General features: G+C 73.8%; 19 protein-coding genes. 5 read left to right on the top strand and 14 right to left on the bottom strand.

Annotated elements, in window-relative coordinates:
- Nucleotides 1-137: 137 nt before the first annotated feature.
- The 3 genes from IOD16_RS31535 to IOD16_RS31525 form a co-directional block, all read right to left on the bottom strand.
- Nucleotides 138-1301: an alginate lyase family protein gene (locus IOD16_RS31535; RefSeq protein WP_201437414.1), complete on the bottom strand. Its 1164-nt coding sequence runs from the start codon at nt 1299-1301 to the stop codon at nt 138-140.
- 195 nt (nt 1302-1496) lie between these two features.
- Complete coding sequence (locus IOD16_RS31530; RefSeq protein WP_201437412.1) at nt 1497-2792, bottom strand: PepSY-associated TM helix domain-containing protein; 1296 nt, start codon at nt 2790-2792, stop codon at nt 1497-1499.
- Nucleotides 2793-2864: 72 nt separating this feature from the next.
- Nucleotides 2865-3386, bottom strand: coding sequence for a hypothetical protein (locus IOD16_RS31525; protein ID WP_201437410.1), 522 nt, complete (start codon nt 3384-3386; stop codon nt 2865-2867).
- 424 nt (nt 3387-3810) lie between these two features.
- Here IOD16_RS31525 and IOD16_RS31520 point away from each other — a divergent pair, with 424 nt between their 5' ends.
- The gene (locus IOD16_RS31520) at nt 3811-6477 is read left to right on the top strand and encodes an ATP-binding protein (RefSeq protein ID WP_236594497.1); all 2667 of its coding nucleotides are present in this window, start codon (nt 3811-3813) and stop codon (nt 6475-6477) included.
- Here the strand turns inward: IOD16_RS31520 and IOD16_RS31515 are convergent.
- Nucleotides 6474-7241: an NAD(P)H-binding protein gene (locus IOD16_RS31515; RefSeq protein ID WP_201437408.1), complete on the bottom strand. Its 768-nt coding sequence runs from the start codon at nt 7239-7241 to the stop codon at nt 6474-6476. The two genes, IOD16_RS31520 and IOD16_RS31515, sit on opposite strands and share 4 nt — an antisense overlap.
- A gap of 61 nt (nt 7242-7302) precedes the next feature.
- Between IOD16_RS31515 and IOD16_RS31510 the strand changes: the two genes are divergently transcribed.
- Nucleotides 7303-7971, top strand: coding sequence for a helix-turn-helix domain-containing protein (locus IOD16_RS31510; RefSeq protein ID WP_201437406.1), 669 nt, complete (start codon nt 7303-7305; stop codon nt 7969-7971).
- Here IOD16_RS31510 and IOD16_RS31505 read toward each other — a convergent pair.
- Genes IOD16_RS31505 through IOD16_RS31490 form a run of 4 tightly spaced genes read right to left on the bottom strand, consistent with a single transcriptional unit; the run spans nt 7968 to nt 10284 of the window.
- On the bottom strand, nt 7968-8474 hold the full coding sequence (locus IOD16_RS31505) for a GNAT family N-acetyltransferase (protein ID WP_201437404.1): 507 nt from the start codon (nt 8472-8474) through the stop codon (nt 7968-7970). The two genes, IOD16_RS31510 and IOD16_RS31505, sit on opposite strands and share 4 nt — an antisense overlap.
- Before the next feature lie 27 nt (nt 8475-8501).
- Nucleotides 8502-8861, bottom strand: coding sequence for a hypothetical protein (locus tag IOD16_RS31500; protein ID WP_201437402.1), 360 nt, complete (start codon nt 8859-8861; stop codon nt 8502-8504).
- Nucleotides 8858-9250 (bottom strand): MFS transporter, encoded by a 393-nt coding sequence (locus tag IOD16_RS31495; protein ID WP_201437400.1) that lies wholly within the window; start codon nt 9248-9250, stop codon nt 8858-8860. The genes IOD16_RS31500 and IOD16_RS31495 overlap by 4 nt, the downstream gene beginning before the upstream one ends.
- The gene (locus IOD16_RS31490; RefSeq protein WP_236594496.1) at nt 9247-10284 is read right to left on the bottom strand and encodes a substrate-binding domain-containing protein; all 1038 of its coding nucleotides are present in this window, start codon (nt 10282-10284) and stop codon (nt 9247-9249) included. The genes IOD16_RS31495 and IOD16_RS31490 overlap by 4 nt, the downstream gene beginning before the upstream one ends.
- 30 nt (nt 10285-10314) lie before the next feature.
- Between IOD16_RS31490 and IOD16_RS31485 the strand changes: the two genes are divergently transcribed.
- A complete protein-coding gene (locus IOD16_RS31485; RefSeq protein WP_236594495.1) occupies nt 10315-11484 on the top strand; it encodes an MFS transporter in 1170 nt (389 codons plus the stop codon).
- Between the two features lie 24 nt (nt 11485-11508).
- Here the strand turns inward: IOD16_RS31485 and IOD16_RS31480 are convergent, their stop codons facing one another.
- From IOD16_RS31480 to IOD16_RS41340, 5 genes are all read right to left on the bottom strand, one after another.
- Nucleotides 11509-12750: an RNA polymerase sigma factor gene (locus IOD16_RS31480; protein WP_201437399.1), complete on the bottom strand. Its 1242-nt coding sequence runs from the start codon at nt 12748-12750 to the stop codon at nt 11509-11511.
- 56 nt (nt 12751-12806) lie between these two features.
- Nucleotides 12807-13238 carry a YciI family protein gene (locus IOD16_RS31475; RefSeq protein ID WP_123745668.1) on the bottom strand — a complete coding sequence of 144 codons (432 nt, stop codon included), beginning with the start codon at nt 13236-13238 and terminating at the stop codon, nt 12807-12809.
- Between the two features lie 133 nt (nt 13239-13371).
- Nucleotides 13372-14211 carry an SDR family oxidoreductase gene (locus IOD16_RS31470; RefSeq protein WP_201437397.1) on the bottom strand — a complete coding sequence of 280 codons (840 nt, stop codon included), beginning with the start codon at nt 14209-14211 and terminating at the stop codon, nt 13372-13374.
- Nucleotides 14212-14387: 176 nt separating this feature from the next.
- Entirely contained in the window at nt 14388-14825 is a 438-nt protein-coding gene (locus IOD16_RS31465; protein ID WP_123745670.1) for a DoxX family protein, read from the bottom strand.
- Nucleotides 14826-14905: 80 nt separating this feature from the next.
- A complete protein-coding gene (locus IOD16_RS41340) occupies nt 14906-15601 on the bottom strand; it encodes an MSMEG_6728 family protein (protein WP_201437395.1) in 696 nt (231 codons plus the stop codon).
- Nucleotides 15602-15686: 85 nt separating this feature from the next.
- Here IOD16_RS41340 and IOD16_RS31455 point away from each other — a divergent pair, with 85 nt between their 5' ends.
- A complete protein-coding gene (locus IOD16_RS31455) occupies nt 15687-16331 on the top strand; it encodes a TetR/AcrR family transcriptional regulator (RefSeq protein WP_201437393.1) in 645 nt (214 codons plus the stop codon).
- A 23-nt stretch (nt 16332-16354) separates the two neighbouring features.
- Complete coding sequence (locus IOD16_RS31450; protein WP_236594494.1) at nt 16355-16987, top strand: ThuA domain-containing protein; 633 nt, start codon at nt 16355-16357, stop codon at nt 16985-16987.
- 37 nt (nt 16988-17024) lie between these two features.
- Here IOD16_RS31450 and IOD16_RS31445 read toward each other — a convergent pair whose 3' ends face one another.
- Nucleotides 17025-18296 (bottom strand): ROK family transcriptional regulator, encoded by a 1272-nt coding sequence (locus IOD16_RS31445; RefSeq protein WP_123745671.1) that lies wholly within the window; start codon nt 18294-18296, stop codon nt 17025-17027.
- Nucleotides 18297-18322: the final 26 nt, after the last annotated feature.

The raw sequence follows: 18322 nt of genomic DNA, 5'->3' as shown, positions 1-18322 counted from the left end.
CGTACCTTCACGGCGCGAGAGTCCTACGTTCGCAGCGCGAGAGTCCTACGTTCAGGACACCTGAATTCAACGCTCAGCGTTCAACTCACGTATCGCGAACGTTGGACTCTCGCGCCCTGAACGTTGGACTCTCGGGGTTAGGAGGGGTTGGTGGCGTGGGTCAGGGTTTCCCAGGCGACGAACAGGCGGTCCGTGGAGGCCGGGCGTTGGCGTTCGGTAAGGGTCTGGGTGTTGGTCATGGCGATGCCCAGGCGGGTGTTGAGGGCGTTGAACGCCACCTCGGTGCTCGGGCCCAGGCCCTGCGTGCGGGTGCCGCCGCACAGCCAGGACGGCATGGGCTCCAGCTGGTACCGGGAGTGCAGGCCGTAGGCGTGGCGCAGGCGTTCACGGACCTCGCCCCACAGGTCCTGGCCCTGGTGGTGGGCCGTCTCGGCGATGTGCGCGGCGGCGGCCAGGCCGTAGCCGGTGTGGGTGAAGTCGCGGCACGTCTCCTGCGACACCCCGTTCACGAACGTGGTCTGCCCGTGCCAGTACGAGATGATCTCGTCGCGCGTGTCGATGCCGCTGTTCGGCGGTGTGCGGGGCAGGGCGCCGTCGGTGGTCAGGTAGACGTAGGCGGGCATCCGGGTCCGGAACGTCGACACGGCCTTGTCGTAGACCGCCCGGTCCTCCAGGAAGACCGAGATCCCGAGCGTGGCCTCCATCATGGACAGTTCCCAGTTGCCGTTCGTCGCCGGCCGCCCGTTGACGATCTCCGGCAGGTAGACGTCGCGCAGCATGGTGGCGAACCGGCCCGAGTTCGGCCAGTTCCCGCGCACGTGCTTGATGATCTCCGCCGCCCGCGGCCACGACGAGCCGGACCACGCGGTCTGCAGCGCCGCGTTGGTGTTGGTGTGGTCGCGGATCGTCGCCGACCACGCGTCCATGATCTCGATCGCCTTCGCCGCGTAGCGGTCGTCCCGCGTCACGTACCACGCCAACGACAACGTGTACGCGGCCAACGCGTCCTCACGCTCGTCCGTGCACCCGTAGTTGGGGTTGGAGTACGACCCGCACTCCACCACCGCCCGCGGTTTCGGCACGCGGGACAGCGAGGCGAACGGGTGCGCCATCATCTGGTCGTACGCGCCGCGCCACGGTTGCGCGCCCGCGTTCACCTTGGCCCGCACGAAGTCCAGTTGTCCCTTGCTCACCAACACCCCTGGGTGGGTGAACGTGGCGGGCGCGGCCGGAGCCTGCGCCGGCACCACCACCAAGCCGACCGCCACCAACACGGCGGTGAAGAACGATTGACCGACCATGCCCCCGAGCTTGTGTGGTCTGGACCACGTTCGTCAACAACGTTCACGCTGGTGAAACGACCGCGCCGTCCGCTTCCGGCCGGGAGCGCGACCGGCCGGAAAAGCCAGGTGGACGCCCGGAAGCGGTGCTGCCGGCGGCCGAGCCGGAGCGGGAGGGCGGCGGCCACACCGCCCCGACTCGGCCGCCGGGCCGCCCTACCCGGCCACCGGTGACGACTCCGGGGCCTGCTCACCGGACTTGTCGCGCCGCGACCGCGCGCTCAGCACGGCGTCGATGACCAGGAACGCCAGCAGGCTCAACCCGAACAGCGGGATGAACCAGCCCACGGCGGCGGCCACCACCAGCACGACCACGAGCTGCGATCGCGGCACCTTCCGCCACTGCCCGCGGGGCACGGGCCGGCCGAAGCCGCGGGTCGGGCGGCGCAGCCACCAGATCCGGTAGCCCAGGGCCACCAACGTCACCAGGCCGAGCCCGACGGCCAGCAGCAGGAGCTGGTTGGGCCAGCCGAACAGCGCGCCCATGTGCAGGTCGATGCCCCACCGGGCCAGCTTCGCGGCCAACGGGTAGTCGGCGAACCGGACCTGGTCCACCACCTGCCCGCCGGCGACGGCGACCGCGTCCACCTGCGTGGGCCAGGCGCGGTCGATCTCGGTGACGTTCCACGCCATCCCGGCCATGGGCGGCACGGTGATCTCGATGAGCCCCGCGTCGATGCCCGCGGAACGGGCGTGGGTCAGCACGGAGTCCACCTCGCCCGGCATCACCGGGATCGGGTTGGTCATGTCGTGCCCGGCGTGGTCGCCGCCGCCCGCCAGCGCGGGCGTGCTCCAGTCGAGCGCTTGGCGCAGGGAGGCGACGTTCTCGCCGGCGTACGCCGACCAGGTGAGGCCGGTGGCCGACAGGAACAGCGCGCCCACCAGCACGGTCAGGCCGACGGTGGCGTGCTTGCGCGTGGTGGGCCTGGTGCGCTGGGTCCGGCGGCGGCTGAACCACAGGAACACGCCGCCCAGCGCCACCACCCACAGCCAGGACGCGGCCAGCTCGCTGTAGAGCCGGCCGGGTTCGCCGAGCAGCAGGTTGCGGTGGATCTGGTCGATGGTGGTGCGCAACGGCAGCACGCCGCTGGTGCCGTAGGTCATCAGCTCGCCGACGACGGCGCCGTCGGCGGGGTTCACGAACACGGTCGGGCGCGCGTCGCCGTCGGACGAGAACAGCACGCGGGTCGTCGTGCCGGGCTCGGGCGCCGGGCGGATGGCGACCAGCTCGTCACCCGGTCGCGTCGCCACCGCGGCTTTGACCTGCTGCGACAACGGCACGGACGACGTCGACGCGGGCACGCGCAGGTGGTCGGAGTAGAGCCACGACTCCAACTGCGGTGTCGCGGCGTACAGCACGCCGGTGAGGGCGGCGACCAGCACGAACGGGCCGACGAGCACGCCCGCGTAGAAGTGGAAGCGCAGCACGAGGCCGCGCCAGGACTCGGTCATGGCGGGAACTCCTGGGTATGGGGGGATGCCACCGGTCCCGGAGCCGGGACGGTGGTGGGGAGGTGCGCATACCTAGGAGCGGGGCGGGCCTCGGCGGGGCAGCGAGCGGCGGCGCAGCACCTCGGACAGCGGCTGCTGCGGGTGCGCGGCGATCGGGATGCGCAGCGGCGCGAACGCGGGCGGCGCGCTCAGCCGGCGCGGCAGCACGGCCGCGATGGCGGCGGCCAGCCGGAACACAGCCTGCTCGAAGCCCGCCAGGGCGGCGACGACGATCGCCGTGGCCACCACGTGGGTCAGCAGCATCGACGGCGACGGCAGCACGTCGCGCGGGTGCCGCGACAGCACGGCCAGGAACACGTGCGCGGCCACCTGGACCACGCCGACCAGGCCGAGGAGTTCGGGGAACCCGAGCTGCCGGTCGGTCAGCGGCACGCACGTCCACGCGATGGCCAGCGCGAACACCAGCACGTGCGGCAGGGACGGCAGGTGGCCGCCGCCGCTCGCGTGGGCGAGCACGGCCAGCAGCCCGGTGGACAGCCCGACCGCGCCGCAGCGCACCACGCGCGCGGCGCCTCGGGTCGGGGCCGGTGCCACGCTTCCGCAGCGTAGCGGCCACGTCCAGGGTGAAGAAGGGCGAAAGGGCCGCCCGGACGACGGGCTCGCCCGACGCCGTTGTCCGGGCGAGCCCTTTCGTCGTTATTCGGACAACCCGGGTGGAATCTTTCCCGGAGGGTTGGAATATCGCCGGTCAGTTGTAGGGCATTCCACCGAACGGGCTGGTTGCCACTCCGGCGGCGGTGGTGAAGAAGGTGACCACCAGGGTGGCGATGAGCACTCGTCCGATACGCATGCGTTCTCCAGTCGACAGGGGTCGGGAATTCCGGCGATAACCGTTGCAGTCGCCGGAGCGTGTGCAGCGTAATCGGCGTGAACATTCTGCAAAATGTGCGGTGGGCAGGTTAATCGGTAAAAAATGTAACATCTTGTTAACCTGACGATTGGGACGTATTCTCAGGGTGTGCGCGCCGTCACACTGCGTCTCGCCGGGCGCGAGCGCGAGCTGGGCCGCCTGCTGGCGCTGGTGGACGACCTGGCCCAGGGGCGGGGCACCGCGCTGCTCGTCGAGGGCGAGCCGGGCATCGGCAAGACGGCGCTGGTGCGCGCGGCGTGCGACGTCGCGGCGGCCCGCGGGTTCCGGGTGTGCCGGGGCGCGGGCGACGAACTCGGCCGGCCCCTCCCGCTGTTACCCCTGCTGGACGCGCTCGCGTCGGCCCGGTCGGAGAGCGCGGCGGTCACCGCCGAACGCCTGCTGGACCGGGTGGACGACCTGTGCGCGATCGGCCCGGTGGTGCTGGTGCTGGACGACCTGCAGTGGGCGGACGAGGCGAGCGTCGCGGTGTGGCGGCGGCTGGCGGGTCTCGTGCCGCAACTGCCGCTGCTGCTGATCGGCGTGCTGCGGCCGTTGCCGCGCCGCGCCGACCTGGCCGCGTTGCGCAAGGGCGTGACCCGGCTGCCGCTGGCGCGCCTCGCGCCGACCGACGTGGTGGAGCTGACCGGCCGGCTGGCGGGCGGCCGGCCGGACGAGGCGTTGGCGCGGCTGGCCGAGGACGCGGGCGGCAACCCGCTCTACCTGGTGGAGCTGGTCGAGGCGCTGTTGCGGGGGTCGGCGATCCGGGTCGACGCCACCGGCACGGCCCGGCTGGTCGACGCGGGCGTGCCGCCGTCGCTGTCGGCCGCGATCGCCGACCGGATCGGGTTCCTCGGCGCGGACGTGCGGCGGGTCCTGGTGGCCGCCGCGCTGCTCGGCGTGGACTTCCCGGTCGCCGACCTGGCCGCCGTGCTCGGTCTGCGCGTGGTGGAGCTGCTGCCCGCGTTGCAGGAGGCGACCGTGGCGGGCGTGCTGGTGGACGGCACGGCCGGCCTGTCGTTCCGGCACCCGCTGGTGCGCACCGCGCTGTACGACGAAGTGCCGGAGGCGGCACGGGGCGCGTGGCACACCGAGGCGGCACGGGCGCTGGCCGACACGGGCGCGGGCGTGGACCGGGTGACCCGGCAGCTGCTCGCCGCCGACGACCGGCTGCCCGACTGGGTGGCGGACTGGCTCGTCGTGCACGGCTCGATGCTCGTCGCGCACGCGCCGGAAGCCGCCGTGGACCTGTTCGGCCGGGTCGTGGTCGCGCCGAACACCGGCGGCCGGCGCGGCGTGCTGCTGGCGCACCTGGCCGAGGCGCGGTTCCGGTTGGGCGACCACCACGGCGCGGAGGCCGTGGCGCTGGCCGGGTTGGAGCACGGCACGCTCGTCGACCTGCACTGGACGTTGGCGCAGTGCCGCAGCATGACCGGGCGTTCGGCGGAGACGTTGGTCGAGGTGGAGCGCGCGCTCGCGGCGCCGGACGTCACCGCTTCGGACCGGGCGCGGCTGCTCGTGCTGGCCGCCCGCGCGCACTGGGACGTCGGCGGGCTCGACGACGCCGAACGGCTGGCGCAGGCGGCGCTGGTCGGCTGCGACCGGTGGGCCACCAGCTGGGCCCTGCACGTGCGCACGATCGTGGCGATGGCGCGCGGCCGGATGACCGAGGCGCTGCCGCTGTTCGACCGGGCGCTGGCGGTCGCCATGGGCGAGCCGGCGACGTCGGACCTGAGGCTGCTGCTCCAGATCAACCAGGCCGTGACGTTGGGCGAGCTGGACCGGGGTGCGGAGGCCATCGCGTCCGCGCAGGTGGTCCGGCACGCGGCCGACCAGGTCGGCAACCTGGTGCGGCTCGGGCAGGCGCAGAGCGCGCTGGGGCAGTTGCTGCTGGACGCGGGCCGGTGGGACGAGGCGCTGGTCGACGTCGACCTGCTCGCCGACGACCTGAAGCACCCGATGGTGTCGCGGTGCGACCACGGCGTGGCGGCGTTGATCCACCTGCACCGAGGTGACGCGGTGGGCGCGCGCCGGCACCTCGACGCGGCGGGCACGGGACTGGAAGGGCACGTGATCGGCCCGTTGGCGCTGGCCGTGAGCCTGTCGCTGGAGCAGGCGGGCCGGGTGCGCGAGGCGTGGTCGGTGCTGACCGGGTGGGACGGCGCCGAGGACCTGCTGCCGGACTTCGTGCGGCTGGCCGTGGAGCTGGGCGAGGACGCCTCCGCCGCCGTCGCGCACGCCGAGTGGCTGGCCGTCGAACCGGCCGTGCCGCACCGCCGGGCATCCGCCGCGTACTGCCGGGCGCTGGTGTCGGCGGACCCGGCCGGGTTGCTGCGCGCGGCCGAGGAGTACCGGGTCGCGGGACGGCCGCTGTTCCGGGCGAAGGCGTTGTCGGCGGCGGCGGAGCTGCACGCGTCGGCAGGCGACCGGGCCTCGGCGCGGGAGGCGTTGAGCCAGGCCGTGGACGTGCACGCGGAGCTCGGCGCGGACTGGGACTCGACCCGCCTGCTGGCCCGGCTGCGCGAGCACGGCATCCGGCGCGGCCCGCACGCCAAGCACCGGCGGGCCACGCACGGCTGGGAGAGCCTGACGCCGATGGAGCTGAAGGTCACCGAGCTGGTGGTGGCGGGGCTGTCGAACCGGCAGATCGGGGAACGGCTGTTCCTGTCCGGCCGCACGGTGGCCACGCACGTGTCGCACGTGCTGGCGAAGCTCGGCGTGCGGTCGCGCACCGACATCGCCCGCGAGGGCATCCGGCGGCTGGGCGCGACCGGCTAGGCCCTCGGGTAGTTCTCGCGCGCCCAGGTGGCGTAGTCGACGGCCGGCCGCCCGAGCACCGCGGCCACGTCGTCGGACAGGAACGAGCCCTCACCGCCGAGCACCGCGCGCAGGCCCTCCGCGTACTCCGGCGGCAACGCCGTCAACGGGAGGTCCACAGTGGACAGGGGGCGGCCGAGGACGTCCGACAGCACGGCCACCTGATCCGGCACGCTCAGCAGTTCCGGACCGGTGAGCGTGTAGGTGCGGCCGTGGTGGTCGTCGTCGAGCAGGGCGCGCACCGCCACCTCGGCGAGGTCGCGCGGGTCCACCACGCCGAGCTTCGTCGTGCCCGTCGGGTTCGGGATCGGCTCGCCCGCCGCGACCCGCGGCGCCCACTGCACCGAGTTCGTCGCGAACAGGCTCGCGCGCAACAGCGTCCAAGCCGGGAACGCGCGGGTGGCCTCCTCGCCCGGCCCGTGCCACCCGGCGACCGGGCCGACCGGGATCGAGGACAGCTTCACCACCTTCCGCACGCCGGCCCGCTCGGCCGCGTCGAGCACGGCCAGCTCGTAGGCGGGCAGGTCGGAGGTGCCCGGACCGAGCAGGAACACCCCGTCCACGCCCTCCATCGCCCGGTCGAGGGACGCCGGGTCGGTGTGGTCCCCGTGCACCTGGTCACCGGTCGGCGTGCGGGACAGGGCGCGGAACGCGACCTCGCGGTCGGTGAGGAGGCGGACGACTTCACGGCCGGTGGTGCCGGTGGCACCCGTGATCAGCAGCATGGGACCAGTCTTCGGGCAGGCGACCGGGAACGTCTTGGACGTTTCGGCGGTTGTCGTGGGGGTGGAAGAGCGTTTGCGGCCGTGGGTCGCCGGCATCGGCACCCAGTCGTTCGGCGGCGGGAAGTTCGTGCACGCGCCGGACACGGCCACCACGCTGGTGGTGTGCACGGCGTCCAGCGGCGCGTTCGTGGTCGGGCCGCGCGACCGGGCCCGCTACACGACCGGGCGGGAGGACGCGCGGCGGACCGTCGTGCGGTTGACGCCGGGGCGGGCGCAGGCGGTGCTGGACGTGCCGGTGGACGAGCTGGTCGGGCAGGTCGTGCCGCTGAGCGAGGTGTGGGGCCGGCCGGTGGGCGACGTGGCCGCGTTGCGGTCGGCGCTGCTGAGCCGGCTCGAGTCGACCGATCCGAGCCGGTCGGACCTGGTGCACGCGGCGGCCCGGTTGCTGCGCACGAGAGGCGTGGCGGAGACGGCACGTGCGCTGGACGTCAGCGAACGGCACCTGCGCACGTTGTTCACCAAGGCGGTCGGGTTGTCGCCCAAGCAGTACGCGCGGGTCGACCGGGTGCGCCGGGTGGTGGCCCGGGGCGAGCGCGGCGGGTGGGCGCGGCTGGCGGTCGAGCTGGGCTACTACGACCAGGCCCACCTGAGCCGCGAGTTCCGGGCCACCATGGGCGTGCCGCCGGGCGCGTACGCGGCCGGGAACCTGCCCGCGGCGACCTACTGCTAGAGGTCGCGGGCGAAGAACAGCGCGACCTCGCCGTCGGCGGGCGTGCCCCGGTAGAACGTGGTGTCCAGACCGCACAACGCGAAACCCAGCCGTTCGCAGGCGCGCACGGCGGGCACGTTCACCGAGGACGTCTCCAGCCACGCGGTCAGCGCGCCGTGCACGCGGCCGTGCGCGCAAGCGTGCTCCACCAGCGCCCGGCCGATGCCGCGCCCTCGGTACCCCCGTGCGACGGTGACCTGCTGGATCACCAACCGCCGGTGCCAGCTCGCCAAGCCGACGGTGACGAACCCGCGCACGCGCGGCCCGTCGGCGGCGACGAACACCGTGCCGCCCAGGTCGTCGTCGGGCGGGAAGACCTTGCGCACCGGCGGGTCGACCGGCTCGGGACGCAGGGTGAAACCTCCCGGCGCGGCCACGACGTGCAGCACGGTGTCGGTGGTGAACGAGTCGTCCAGGGCGGTGACCTGGTCGTAGTCGGCCGCCTTGGCGGTGCGCAGCTCCACCGCGCCCACCGTACAACCGGGCGGGCGCTACAGCCGTGCCCGGCGGACGGCGGAGAAGGTCATGCCGGTGGCCGTGGCGACCAGTCCGGTCACGGAGATCCACAGCGCGGACCGGTTGCCGAGCAGGTCGGCCAGCACACCGCCGACCAGCGCGCCGAACACGATCATGGCGCGGTTGACCGACCGCATGGTGGCGTTCATCCGGCCCATGAGCCGGTCGGGCGTGACCGACTGCCGGTACCCCATCTCCACCGGGGCGTCCAGGATGGCGGACAGGAAGAACACGGACTGCGCCGCGCACAGCAGCGCCAACCCGGTGGTGGCCCACGTGGCCAACGGCGCCAGCGCGTAGCCGACCGGGGTGAGCCGGCGGGCCGCCACGATCACCGGTCCGACGCCGAACCGCCTGCCGACCGGCCCGGACAGGGACGCGCCGAGCAGCCCGCCGACGGCATGGTCAACGCGCCGGTGAACGCGGCCAGTGGGATCAGGGCCGGCACGGCGGCGCGGGCCAGGTCCGCGCCGATCAGCACCGGCCGCCGCCTGCGCCGGTCCACCAACGCGCCCGCGACCAGGCCGAAGAGCAGGTACGGCAGCCGGCGCGCCGCTTCGAGCACCCCCGCCTCGGTGGCGGACGCGCCGAGCGTCAGCACCGCCACCGCCCGCAGCGCCAACGTGGTGATCGCCGTGCCGACCAGCGACACCGCGTCGGCGGCCCAGAAGCGGACGAAATCGCGGTTGCGCAGCAGGGAGGTGTGCTTCCCGCGGTCGGTCACCTCGTGCTGTTCCGCACGGTGGCCGTCCACCCGGGTCCACGGCTCGGCGGCCGGTCGCCCAATGCGATCAGGGCGCAGGTCCGGCCCTGGTCGTGCAGCGACTGGGCGATGGTGGTGAGGCCTTCCCGGCGCGCGTCCGGGCCGTCGTCCCAGCCGCCGACGGCGAGGTCGTCGGGCACGCGCAGCCCGCGGCGGCGGGCCGCGTCGAGGACGGCGAAGGCGAGTTGGTCGCTCATGGCGACCACGGCGTCGACACCGCGGTCGAGCAGCGCGTCGGCCAGGGCGGCGGCGTCGGCGCGGTCGTTGCGCGCGACCACGGCGACCGGCAGGAGAGCCGGGTCGAAGCCCGCCTCCCGGCAGTGGTCGTGCACGCCCAGCAGCCGGTCCCGGGTGACCGGGAACCGCACCAGGTCCGGGTCCGGACCGCTTTCCAGGCGGGGCCTGCGGTCGCGGTCGAAGGGGAAGCTGAGCACGGCCGGGCGGCGGGCGTCGGCGAACGCGCGCGCGGCCAGCTCGCGGGCCGAGGCGCGGTTGTCGATGGAGACCACCCGCGCGCCCGGGACGGCCGGGCCGCCGTGCACGGCGACGGGTTTGTCCAGGCCGCTCACCACGCCGAGCACGGGGTCGGAGTCGACCGTCGTCCAGACGATGTAGCCGTCCACGGAGGCCGACCGGACGCGGTCGACGTCCTGGTCCTCGCCGGTGGTCGGGATGAGGTTCAGCCCGGCGCCGCGCTCGCGGCAGACCTCGGCGACGCCGGTCAGGAAGCGGCGGGCCTGCGGGTCCTCGAACGCGTACGCGAGGTGCTCGCCGAGCACGACGCCGATCGCGCCGTTGTGGCGGCGGCGCAGGGACCGCGCGGTCGGGTCCGGTCCCGGGTAGCCCAGCTCGGCGGCCACCGCGAGGACCCGGCGCAGCGTCCCGGGCGCGACCCGGTCCGGCTGGTTGTAGCAGTACGACACGGTCATCGGCGAGACGCCGCAGCGGCGCGCCACCAGGGCCATGGTCACGCGGGACGACCTCGGGCCGGACATGGGGCCAGCGTATCTGTGTATCGTTACACAATGCGGAGGTCGGGTGTGGCCCTGGTGGCGCTCAGCGCCGCCTGCTTCACGTCGGTGACGTCGGAGAACCTGCCCGTGGCGCTGTTGTCCGAGCTGGCGGCGGACCTCGGGGTGACGGAGTCGGCGATCGGGCTGCTGGTCACCGGGTACGCGGTCGTGGTCGCCGTGTCGGTGGTGCCGCTGGTCGCCCTGACGGCCCGCTGGGACCGCCGCACGACCGCGCTGGTCACGGTGGCCGCGATCGTGCTGTCCAACCTGCTGCTGGCCGTCGCGCCGGGTTACGGCGTCGCGGTGGTGGCGCGGCTGGTGTCGGCCGTGGGCCACGGGGTCTTCTGGTCGGTCGTCGCGCCGATGGCCGCACGCCTGCTCGGACCCGACCGGGTCGGCCGGGCCACCGCCGTGGTGTTCGCCGGGAACTCGCTGGCCTTCCTCGTCGGGCTGCCGCTGAGCTCGTGGCTCGGCGCGGTCGTCGGCTGGCGGTCCGCGGTGGTCGCGATGGCGTGCGTCGCGGCGCTCGCCGCCGTGGCGATCCGCGTGACGGTCGACCCGATGCCGGTGCGGCGCCCGGCGCCGGGCCGGGGGTCGTCGGCCATCCGCCGCGCCGTCACCGACCGGTCCCTCCTGCCGGTCGACCTGGTCACGGTGGTCGTGGTGACGGGGCACTTCGCGGTGTTCACCTACATCACCGTGGTCATCGCCGACTACGTCCACCTGACGAGCGCCGGGACGTCGGTCCTGCTGCTCGCGCACGGTGCGGCGGGGCTGCTGGGCCTGGTCCTGTTCGGCCGGCACGTGGACGGCCGGCCGCGGGCCACCGCGCTCACGGTCACCGGCGGGCTCGCCGCGTGCATGCTCCTGCTGCTGGTCGCCGGCCCCGCCTCGGGCGCCGTGGCGGGTGTCGCCGTGGTGCTGTGGGCCGTGCCGTCGGGCGGGATGGCCGTGGTGCTGCAGGCCGCCGTCCTGCGCGCCGCCACCGACCGGCCGGACCTCGCGTCCGCGGTCTACATCGTCGCCTTCCAGGTCGGCATCGCCCTGGGCGCCTGGGTCGGCGGCGTCTTCCTCGACCGCCACGCCCTGCCCGCGGCGGTGGCCGTCGCGGCGGCGTGCGGCCTGGTCTCCGCCGTGGTCGTCCGCCGGTCGGCCGCGTTCACCGCGCCGTCGCAGCCGTGAGGGGAGCGGGACCGACCGGCGGGGTCAGCAGGCGGCGGCGCGGTCCAGCAGCAGCTTGCGCTCCCGCTCGTTGCGGGTCAGCCCGGCGGCCCGCTCGAACTCCTCCCGCGCCTCGGCGTGCCTGCCGAGCTTGGCCAGCAGGTCGCCGCGCACGCTCGGCAGCAGGTGGTAGCCCGTCAACGCGGGTTCGTCGACCAACTCGTCCACCAGTTCCAGCCCGACCGCCGGGCCGAACGCCATGCCGATCGCCACCGCGTGGTTCAGCTCCACGATCGGCGACGGCGCGACCAGCGACAACCTCTCGTACAGCCCGGCGATGCGGGTCCAGTCGGTGTCCTCCGGCACGCGGGCCCGCGCGTGGCACGCCGCGATCGCCGCCTGCAACGCGTACGGCCCGCCGGCGCCGCCCAACGACTCGGCCCGCGCCAACGCGTCCAGGCCGCGCCGGATCAGCAGCTGGTCCCAGCGGGCCCGGTTCTGCTCCAGCAGCAGCACGGGCTCGCCGCCCGGCCCGACGCGCGCCCTGGCCCGGGACGCCTGGACCTCCATCAACGCCACCAGGCCGTGCACCTCGGGCTCGCGCGGCATCAGCCCGGCCAGCACCCGGCCCAGCCGCACCGCGTCCTCGCACAGCGCCGGGCGCATCCAGTCGTCGCCCGCGGTGGCCGAGTAGCCCTCGTTGAAGATCAGGTAGATCACGCCGAGCACGGACGCCAGCCGGGCGGCCCGCTGGTCCTCCTCCGGCACCTCGAACGGGACGCCGGCCTTGGCCAGCGACTTCTTAGCCCGCACGATCCGCTGCGCCACGGTCGCCTCGGGCACCAGGAACGCGCGGGCGATCTCGTCGGTGGTCAGGCCGCCGAGCACGCGCAGGGTCAACGCCACCTGCGCCTCTGTGGACAGCACCGGGTGGCACGCGGTGAACACCAGCCGCAGCAGGTCGTCGTCGATCTCACCGACCTCGGCGGCGGCGTCCGGCGCGTGGTCGAACTCGGTGTCCCGCCCGACCTGCTCCAGCTTGCGCCGGTAGTTCCGGTCCCGGCGGATGAGGTCGACGGCCCGGTTCTTGGCCGCGGTCATCAGCCACGCGCCGGGGTTGCGCGGCACGCCGTGCTCGGGCCACTGCGCCAAGGCGCTGACCAACGCGTCCTGGGCCAGCTCTTCGGCGAGACCGACGTCGCGCACCATCCGGGCCAGCCCGGCGATCAGGCGGGCGGACTCGATCCGCCACACCGCCTCGACCGCGCGACGCGCATCGGTAGCCATCACGACCCGGGATCAGATCAGCTACCGATGCGCGTGGGCAAGCGGGGCGGGCGGGCTCAGCCCTGGGCGGCGCGGGCCTCCTGCTGGGCGCGCAGCTCGCGCTCGCGGTCCTTCAGCTCGTCCGAGGCGTTGACGAAGTCGTCCTCGGTGAAGACCTGCCGGATCTCGATCTGCGACTCGTCGCCGGTGGGGTTCGGCACCCGCTTGACCCATTCGACGGCCTCTTCCAGCGACTTGAGCTCCAGCAGCCAGAACCCGGCGATCAGCTCCTTGGTCTCGGCGAACGGGCCGTCGACCACGGTGCGCTTGTCACCGGAGAAGTAGACCCGCGCGCCCTTGGAGCTGGGGTGCAGCCCCTCGCCCGCCAGCAGCACGCCCGCCTTCACCAGCTCCTCGTTGAACGCGCCCATCGCCTCCAGCTCCGCCGCGGTGGGCTGGGTGCCGGCTTCGGTGTCCTCGTTCGCCTTCACGATCACCATGAAACGCATGTCGTTCTCCCTGTCGGTTCGTCCGGCCGTCCATCCTGGCCTCTGCTGACGCGACGAACGAACGGGGGCGTGGATCGACAACCGGGCCCGAGTTTTTTCCAAGATTTTTCTCCAGGTCGCTGACCTGCGGGTTTCACGTGATCGGTGAGCCGCCGGTCACGCCGACGACCTCGCCGGTGATGTAGCTGGACTCGGCCGACGCGAGGAAGACGTACAGCGGCGCGAGCTCGGCGGGCTGACCGGCGCGACCCATGGGCGACTGCTCGCCGAAGCTCTCCACCTTCTCCGGCGGCATGGTGGCCGGGATGAGCGGCGTCCACACCGGACCGGGCGCCACCGAGTTCACCCGGATCTTCCGGTCGACCAGGTTCTGCGCCAGGCCCTTGGTGAAGTTCACGATCGCGGCCTTGGTGGTGGCGTAGTCGAGGAGCTGGAAGGAGGGCTGGAAACCCTGGATGGACGACGTGGTGATGATCGAGGAGCCTTCGGGCATGTGCGGCACGGCGTCCCTGCACAGCCAGAACATCGCGTACACGTTCGTCTTCATGACCCGGTCGAACTGCTCGGTGGTGATGTCGAGCAGCCCGCCCTCCTGCGCCATCTGGTAGGCGGCGTTGCTGACCAGGACGTCGATCCGGCCGAACTCCTCGACCGCGCGCGCCACGACGGCCGCGCACTGCGACTCGTCGGTCAGGTCGCCGGGCACGGCGACCGCCTTGCGCCCGGCCTCCTCGACGAGCCGCGCGGTGTCGCGGGCGTCCTTCTCCTCGGCGGGCAGGTAGGAGATGAGCACGTCCGCGCCCTCGCGCGCGAACGCCAGCGCGACCGCGCGGCCGATGCCGGAGTCGCCGCCGGTGATCACGGCCTTCTTGTCGGTGAGCCGTCCCGTGCCGCGGTAGGTCTCTTCACCGTGGTCCGGGGTGGGGTGGACGTCGTCGGTCAACCCCGGGTACTTGATCGGGTTCTCGGCCATGCCCGCAGGGTGCCCACGCTCGTGCGACCTGAACACGCCTGAACGCGCATGAACGCGTCCGGACACGCCTGAGGGCGCGTCTCCGGCTGGAGGCGCGCCCTCAGGGCTGGTGTCTCGGAGCTTGTGTCTCTTGGGCTTGTGTCTCTGGGGCTGATGTCTTTGGGCTGGTGTCGAGGTCAGCGGCGCAGGGCGCGCCGGACCGTGAAGGCCCCCGGGCCGAGGACGGCCAGCAGCAGGAACACCCAGCTGTAGACGGCGGCCAACTCGCCCGTGTTGTGCATCGGCAGCAGCGCTGCCGGCTGGTGGACGGTGAAGTAGGCGTAGGCCATCGCGCCGGACAGCACCAGCGCCGCCGGGCGCGCGGCCAGCCCCAGCAGCACCAGGGCGGCCCCGACCAGTTCGATCACGCTGCCGTACCAGCCCGGCCACGAGCCGAACGGGACGGCGCCGCCCTGGCCGTCGACGCCGCCGAGGAAGCCGAGGCCCTGCAGGCCGTGCAGGCCGAACAGGAACGACACGACGACCCGGAAGGCGGCGAGCACCAGGTCGTTGCGCTGGGTGGCGATGGCGGCGGTGGTGCGGGTGGCGGCGCGGCGGGTGTCGGTCGTGGTCATCTCGGGCTCCCCATCTCTTGGTCTCACTGATGCGACGAACGGGGACCCCGCCGGATCGACACACCGGCGGAACTTTCTTCTCAGACCTTCAGGCGGAGGGTGAACCGGCTGGTCGGGGCCGGCAGGCGCTGCCCGCGGCGGAAGAAGCGGACCTGGCGCGGGTCGGTCGCCTCGGCGCGCATGGCCGCCAGGTCGGCCTCGGAGGGTTGACGGGCGATCGACGGGCCGGGCCGGTGGTCCAGCGGCGGTGGCGGCGGGTGGTCGTCGTCGGGCAGGGGAGGGCGGTCGACGCGGCACGCGACCAGGCCGGGCGTGTCGGGGACGTCCAGCGGGAGCGCGGGCCCCGGCCAGACGTAGTCGAGGTCGTCCGGCACGTCGGGGAACAGCGGGCGGTAGTGGTCGGGGTCCTTGCGCAGCAGGGCGGACCGGTGGCTGCGGTGCAGGTCGTCGTCGCCGAGCCACGGCGGCAGGAGACCTTCGGCCAGGCACCACGACCACGTCGGCTCCCGGCCGCCGGTGTAGTCGAGGAACGAGGCGCGCATCCCGTCGCGGTAGCCGCGCCGCCGCCACTCGTCGCACACGGCCACGCCGTAGGCGACCAGCGCGGGCGTGAAACCGCGCCACATCAGCACCGCCGGGTGCCGCTTCCAGCCGTACTCGGGCCAGACGAGGGCGCGCAGGATCTGGGCGGTCTCCACGCGCTGCTTGCCGAGCCGCCGCGAGTCGAGCACGGCGGCGCTGCGGGCGAAGGTGGCGCACGGCAGGAACGTCTGCACCCAAGCCGGCTACCCCGCGTGCCGCCGGTCATGCGCCCCGGTCGGCGGAGCCGGCAACAGACCGGTGGGCTGTTAGCCTGCGGCGGTGGAGTTCAAGCGCGCCCGCCGGCCCGAGCAGGTGGAGCAGCGGCGGCGCACGATCCTCGACGCGGCGTGCGCGATGCTGCGGGAGCGGCCCGTCGCCGACATCAGCCTGCGCGAGCTGAGCGACCGGGTGGGACTCGCGAAGTCGAACGTGCTGCGGTACTTCGACAGCCGGGAGGCGATCTTCCTGGAGGTGCTCGACCAGGAGTGGGGCGCCTGGCTGGACGAGCTGGAGGGCGAGCTGGCGCCGGGCGCCGCCGACGCGGTCGGCACGGCCACCGCGGTCGCGACGACCCTGCTGGGCCGGCCGCTGCTGTGCGAGCTGGTCAGCGGCATGGCGGGGGTGCTGGAGCGCAACATCCGGGTGGACTTCGCGCGCGTGGTCAAGCGCCGGGCCGCCGAGCACAGAGGCCGGTTGGCCGATCTGGTGCGGGTCGCGGTCCCGGTGCTGGACGAGGCCGCCGCGCACCACTTCGCGGGCGTGGTGGTGGTGATGACGGCCGGGCTGTGGCCGCACGCGAACCCGACGGACGCGGTGGCGCAGGTGATGCGGGAGCTGGGCGGCCCGCCGGCGGGCGAGCTGGTGCGGGAGGGCCTGACCGAGGGCCTGGTGAACCACCTGGTCGGGTTGGTGGCCCGGTCCTGACCGCCGGCCTTAGGGTGCGACCCGTGGAGGCACTGGTGGTTCGCGGTGGCTGGGAGGGGCACTCCCCGGTGGCGGCGACGGACGCGTTCCTGCCGTTCCTGCGCTCGTCGGGGTTCGCGGTCGACGTGTCGGACTCGCTGGAGGTCTACGACGAGCGCCTCGGCGGGTACGACCTGGTCGTCCAGTGCTGGAGCGACGGCGTGCTGACCGACGACCAGTTCACGTGCCTGGAGTCGGCGGTGCGCGCGGGCACGGGACTGGCCGGGTGGCACGGCGGCCTGGTGGACGCGTTCCGCCACTCGCGCGGCTACCTGAGGCTGGTCGGCGGCCAGTTCGTCGACCACCCCGGCGGCTTCGTGGACCACCGGGTGGAGATCACGTCGACCCACCCGATCGTGGCGGGTCTGACGGGGTTCGAACTGCGGACCGAGCAGTACTGGGTGCTGACCGACGGCCTCGACGACGTGCACGCGACCACCACGTTCGCCGCCGCCGAGCCGTGGCACGCGCCGCTGACCGTGCCCGCCGTGTGGACCCGCCGCTGGGGCGCCGGGCGCGTCTTCGCCTGCACGATCGGCCACCACCCGGCCGACCTGGAGCTGCCGCCGGTGCGCACCATGGTCGAACGAGGCCTGCTCTGGGCCGCCCGCACCTGACTCCGCGCGCCGGGCCGCCGAACGCCCGGGCCCGCGGTCAGCTGCCCGAGTCGGCCAGCGCGGCGGGCTCCGAGTCGGCCAGGTTCTCCGGCAGCCTGAGGCCCTCGTGCAGCGGCACGAGCTCGGACTGCAGCACGAGCGCCGCACCGCCGATCGCGGACGCCGTGGCGGCCGAGCGGGACAGCCGCACGTCGACGCCGTGCGCCGCGCGGGAGAAGAAGGCGCGGTCCAGCTCGTCGCGCACCACGGGCAGGTAGACCGACCCGGCGATGGCGAAGCTCGGCCCGGTCAGCACCAGGACCTCCAGGTCCATGATGTTCGCCAGCGTCCGCGCCGCCACCGCGATGTAGCGCGCCGACCGCTCCAGGATCGCCAACGCCGACGGCTCGCCGCGCCGGGCCGCCCGGCTGACCGCCGCGAAGTCCGACGACACCGACCTCGCGCGCCCGGTCAGCCCCGCCGCCCCGGCCAGCGCCGCGTCCGCGCGGGCCGCCGCCACCACCGCCGCCGGTCCCGCCAGCACCTCCACGCACCCGCGCGCGCCGCACCAGCACTCCGGCCCGTCCGCGTCCACGCAGATGTGGCCGATCTCCCCGGCGTTCCCGCTGCTGCCGCGGTAGGTGATGCCGTTGATGACCAGGCCCGCGCCGATGCCCGTGCCCATGTACAAGGCCGCCGAGATGGCCGTCCCGCCGATCGCCCCCGACCAGTGCTCGCCCAACGCCGCCGCCGTGGCGTCGTTGTCCAGCACCACCGGCAGGCTCGTCGCCCGTTCCAGCTCCTGGGCCAGCGGGAAGTCCTCCCACTTGCGCATGGACGGCGGGGTCAGGCCCATGCCGGTGTCCGAGCTGAGCGGTCCGGGCGAGACGAGGCCGAGGCCGAGCACGCGGTTGTGCTCGACGCCGACGCCGTCGATCAGGCCCTTCACCTCGGCCGCCATCCGCGCCACCACGGTTCGCGGTTCCGCCGCGCCCGCGCCGGCCCTCGAAATGCGCGCCACGACCGATCCGCCGAGATTGGTCAGCACGTACGTGATGCCCGCGTGGTCCAGGTGGACGCCGACGGCGTAGCGGGAGGAGTGGTTGAGCTGCAGCAGCACCCGCCGCTTGCCGCCGGTCGACTCGGCCCGCCCGGTCTCCACGACCAAACCCTCGTCGATGAGCTTGCGGACGACGGTCGAGATCGTGGCCCCGGTGAAGCCGGTGGCGTTGATCAGGCCGACGCGGCTGATGGTGCCCGCCGCGCGGATCACGTCCAGCACGGCGGACTTGCTGCTCGCATGTTGCGTCGCCCGCGCCGGTCCGCTCACGTGGTCCCCCGCGTTCGTCTTAGTTC

Origin of the sequence: Saccharothrix sp. 6-C (genome assembly GCF_016695385.1) — a bacterium.
Classification (GTDB): Bacteria; Actinomycetota; Actinomycetes; order Mycobacteriales; family Pseudonocardiaceae; genus Actinosynnema; species Actinosynnema texasense.
The sequence above is the reverse complement of the archived record's forward strand: the minus strand, read 5'-3'. Positions and strand labels throughout refer to the sequence as shown.

What these genes read in the sequence shown, in the direction of transcription:
- IOD16_RS31535 (WP_201437414.1), bottom strand. Translation starts at nt 1,301, where the DNA reads ATGGTCGGTCAATCGTTCTTCACCGCCGTGTTGGTGGCGGTCGGCTTG.
- IOD16_RS31530 (WP_201437412.1), bottom strand. Translation starts at nt 2,792, where the DNA reads ATGACCGAGTCCTGGCGCGGCCTCGTGCTGCGCTTCCACTTCTACGCG.
- IOD16_RS31515 (WP_201437408.1), bottom strand. Translation starts at nt 7,241, where the DNA reads ATGCTGCTGATCACGGGTGCCACCGGCACCACCGGCCGTGAAGTCGTC.
- IOD16_RS31490 (WP_236594496.1), bottom strand. Translation starts at nt 10,284, where the DNA reads ATGTCCGGCCCGAGGTCGTCCCGCGTGACCATGGCCCTGGTGGCGCGC.
- IOD16_RS31485 (WP_236594495.1), top strand. Translation starts at nt 10,315, where the DNA reads ATGCGGAGGTCGGGTGTGGCCCTGGTGGCGCTCAGCGCCGCCTGCTTC.
- IOD16_RS31480 (WP_201437399.1), bottom strand. Translation starts at nt 12,750, where the DNA reads ATGGCTACCGATGCGCGTCGCGCGGTCGAGGCGGTGTGGCGGATCGAG.
- IOD16_RS31475 (WP_123745668.1), bottom strand. Translation starts at nt 13,238, where the DNA reads ATGCGTTTCATGGTGATCGTGAAGGCGAACGAGGACACCGAAGCCGGC.
- IOD16_RS31470 (WP_201437397.1), bottom strand. Translation starts at nt 14,211, where the DNA reads ATGGCCGAGAACCCGATCAAGTACCCGGGGTTGACCGACGACGTCCAC.
- IOD16_RS31465 (WP_123745670.1), bottom strand. Translation starts at nt 14,825, where the DNA reads ATGACCACGACCGACACCCGCCGCGCCGCCACCCGCACCACCGCCGCC.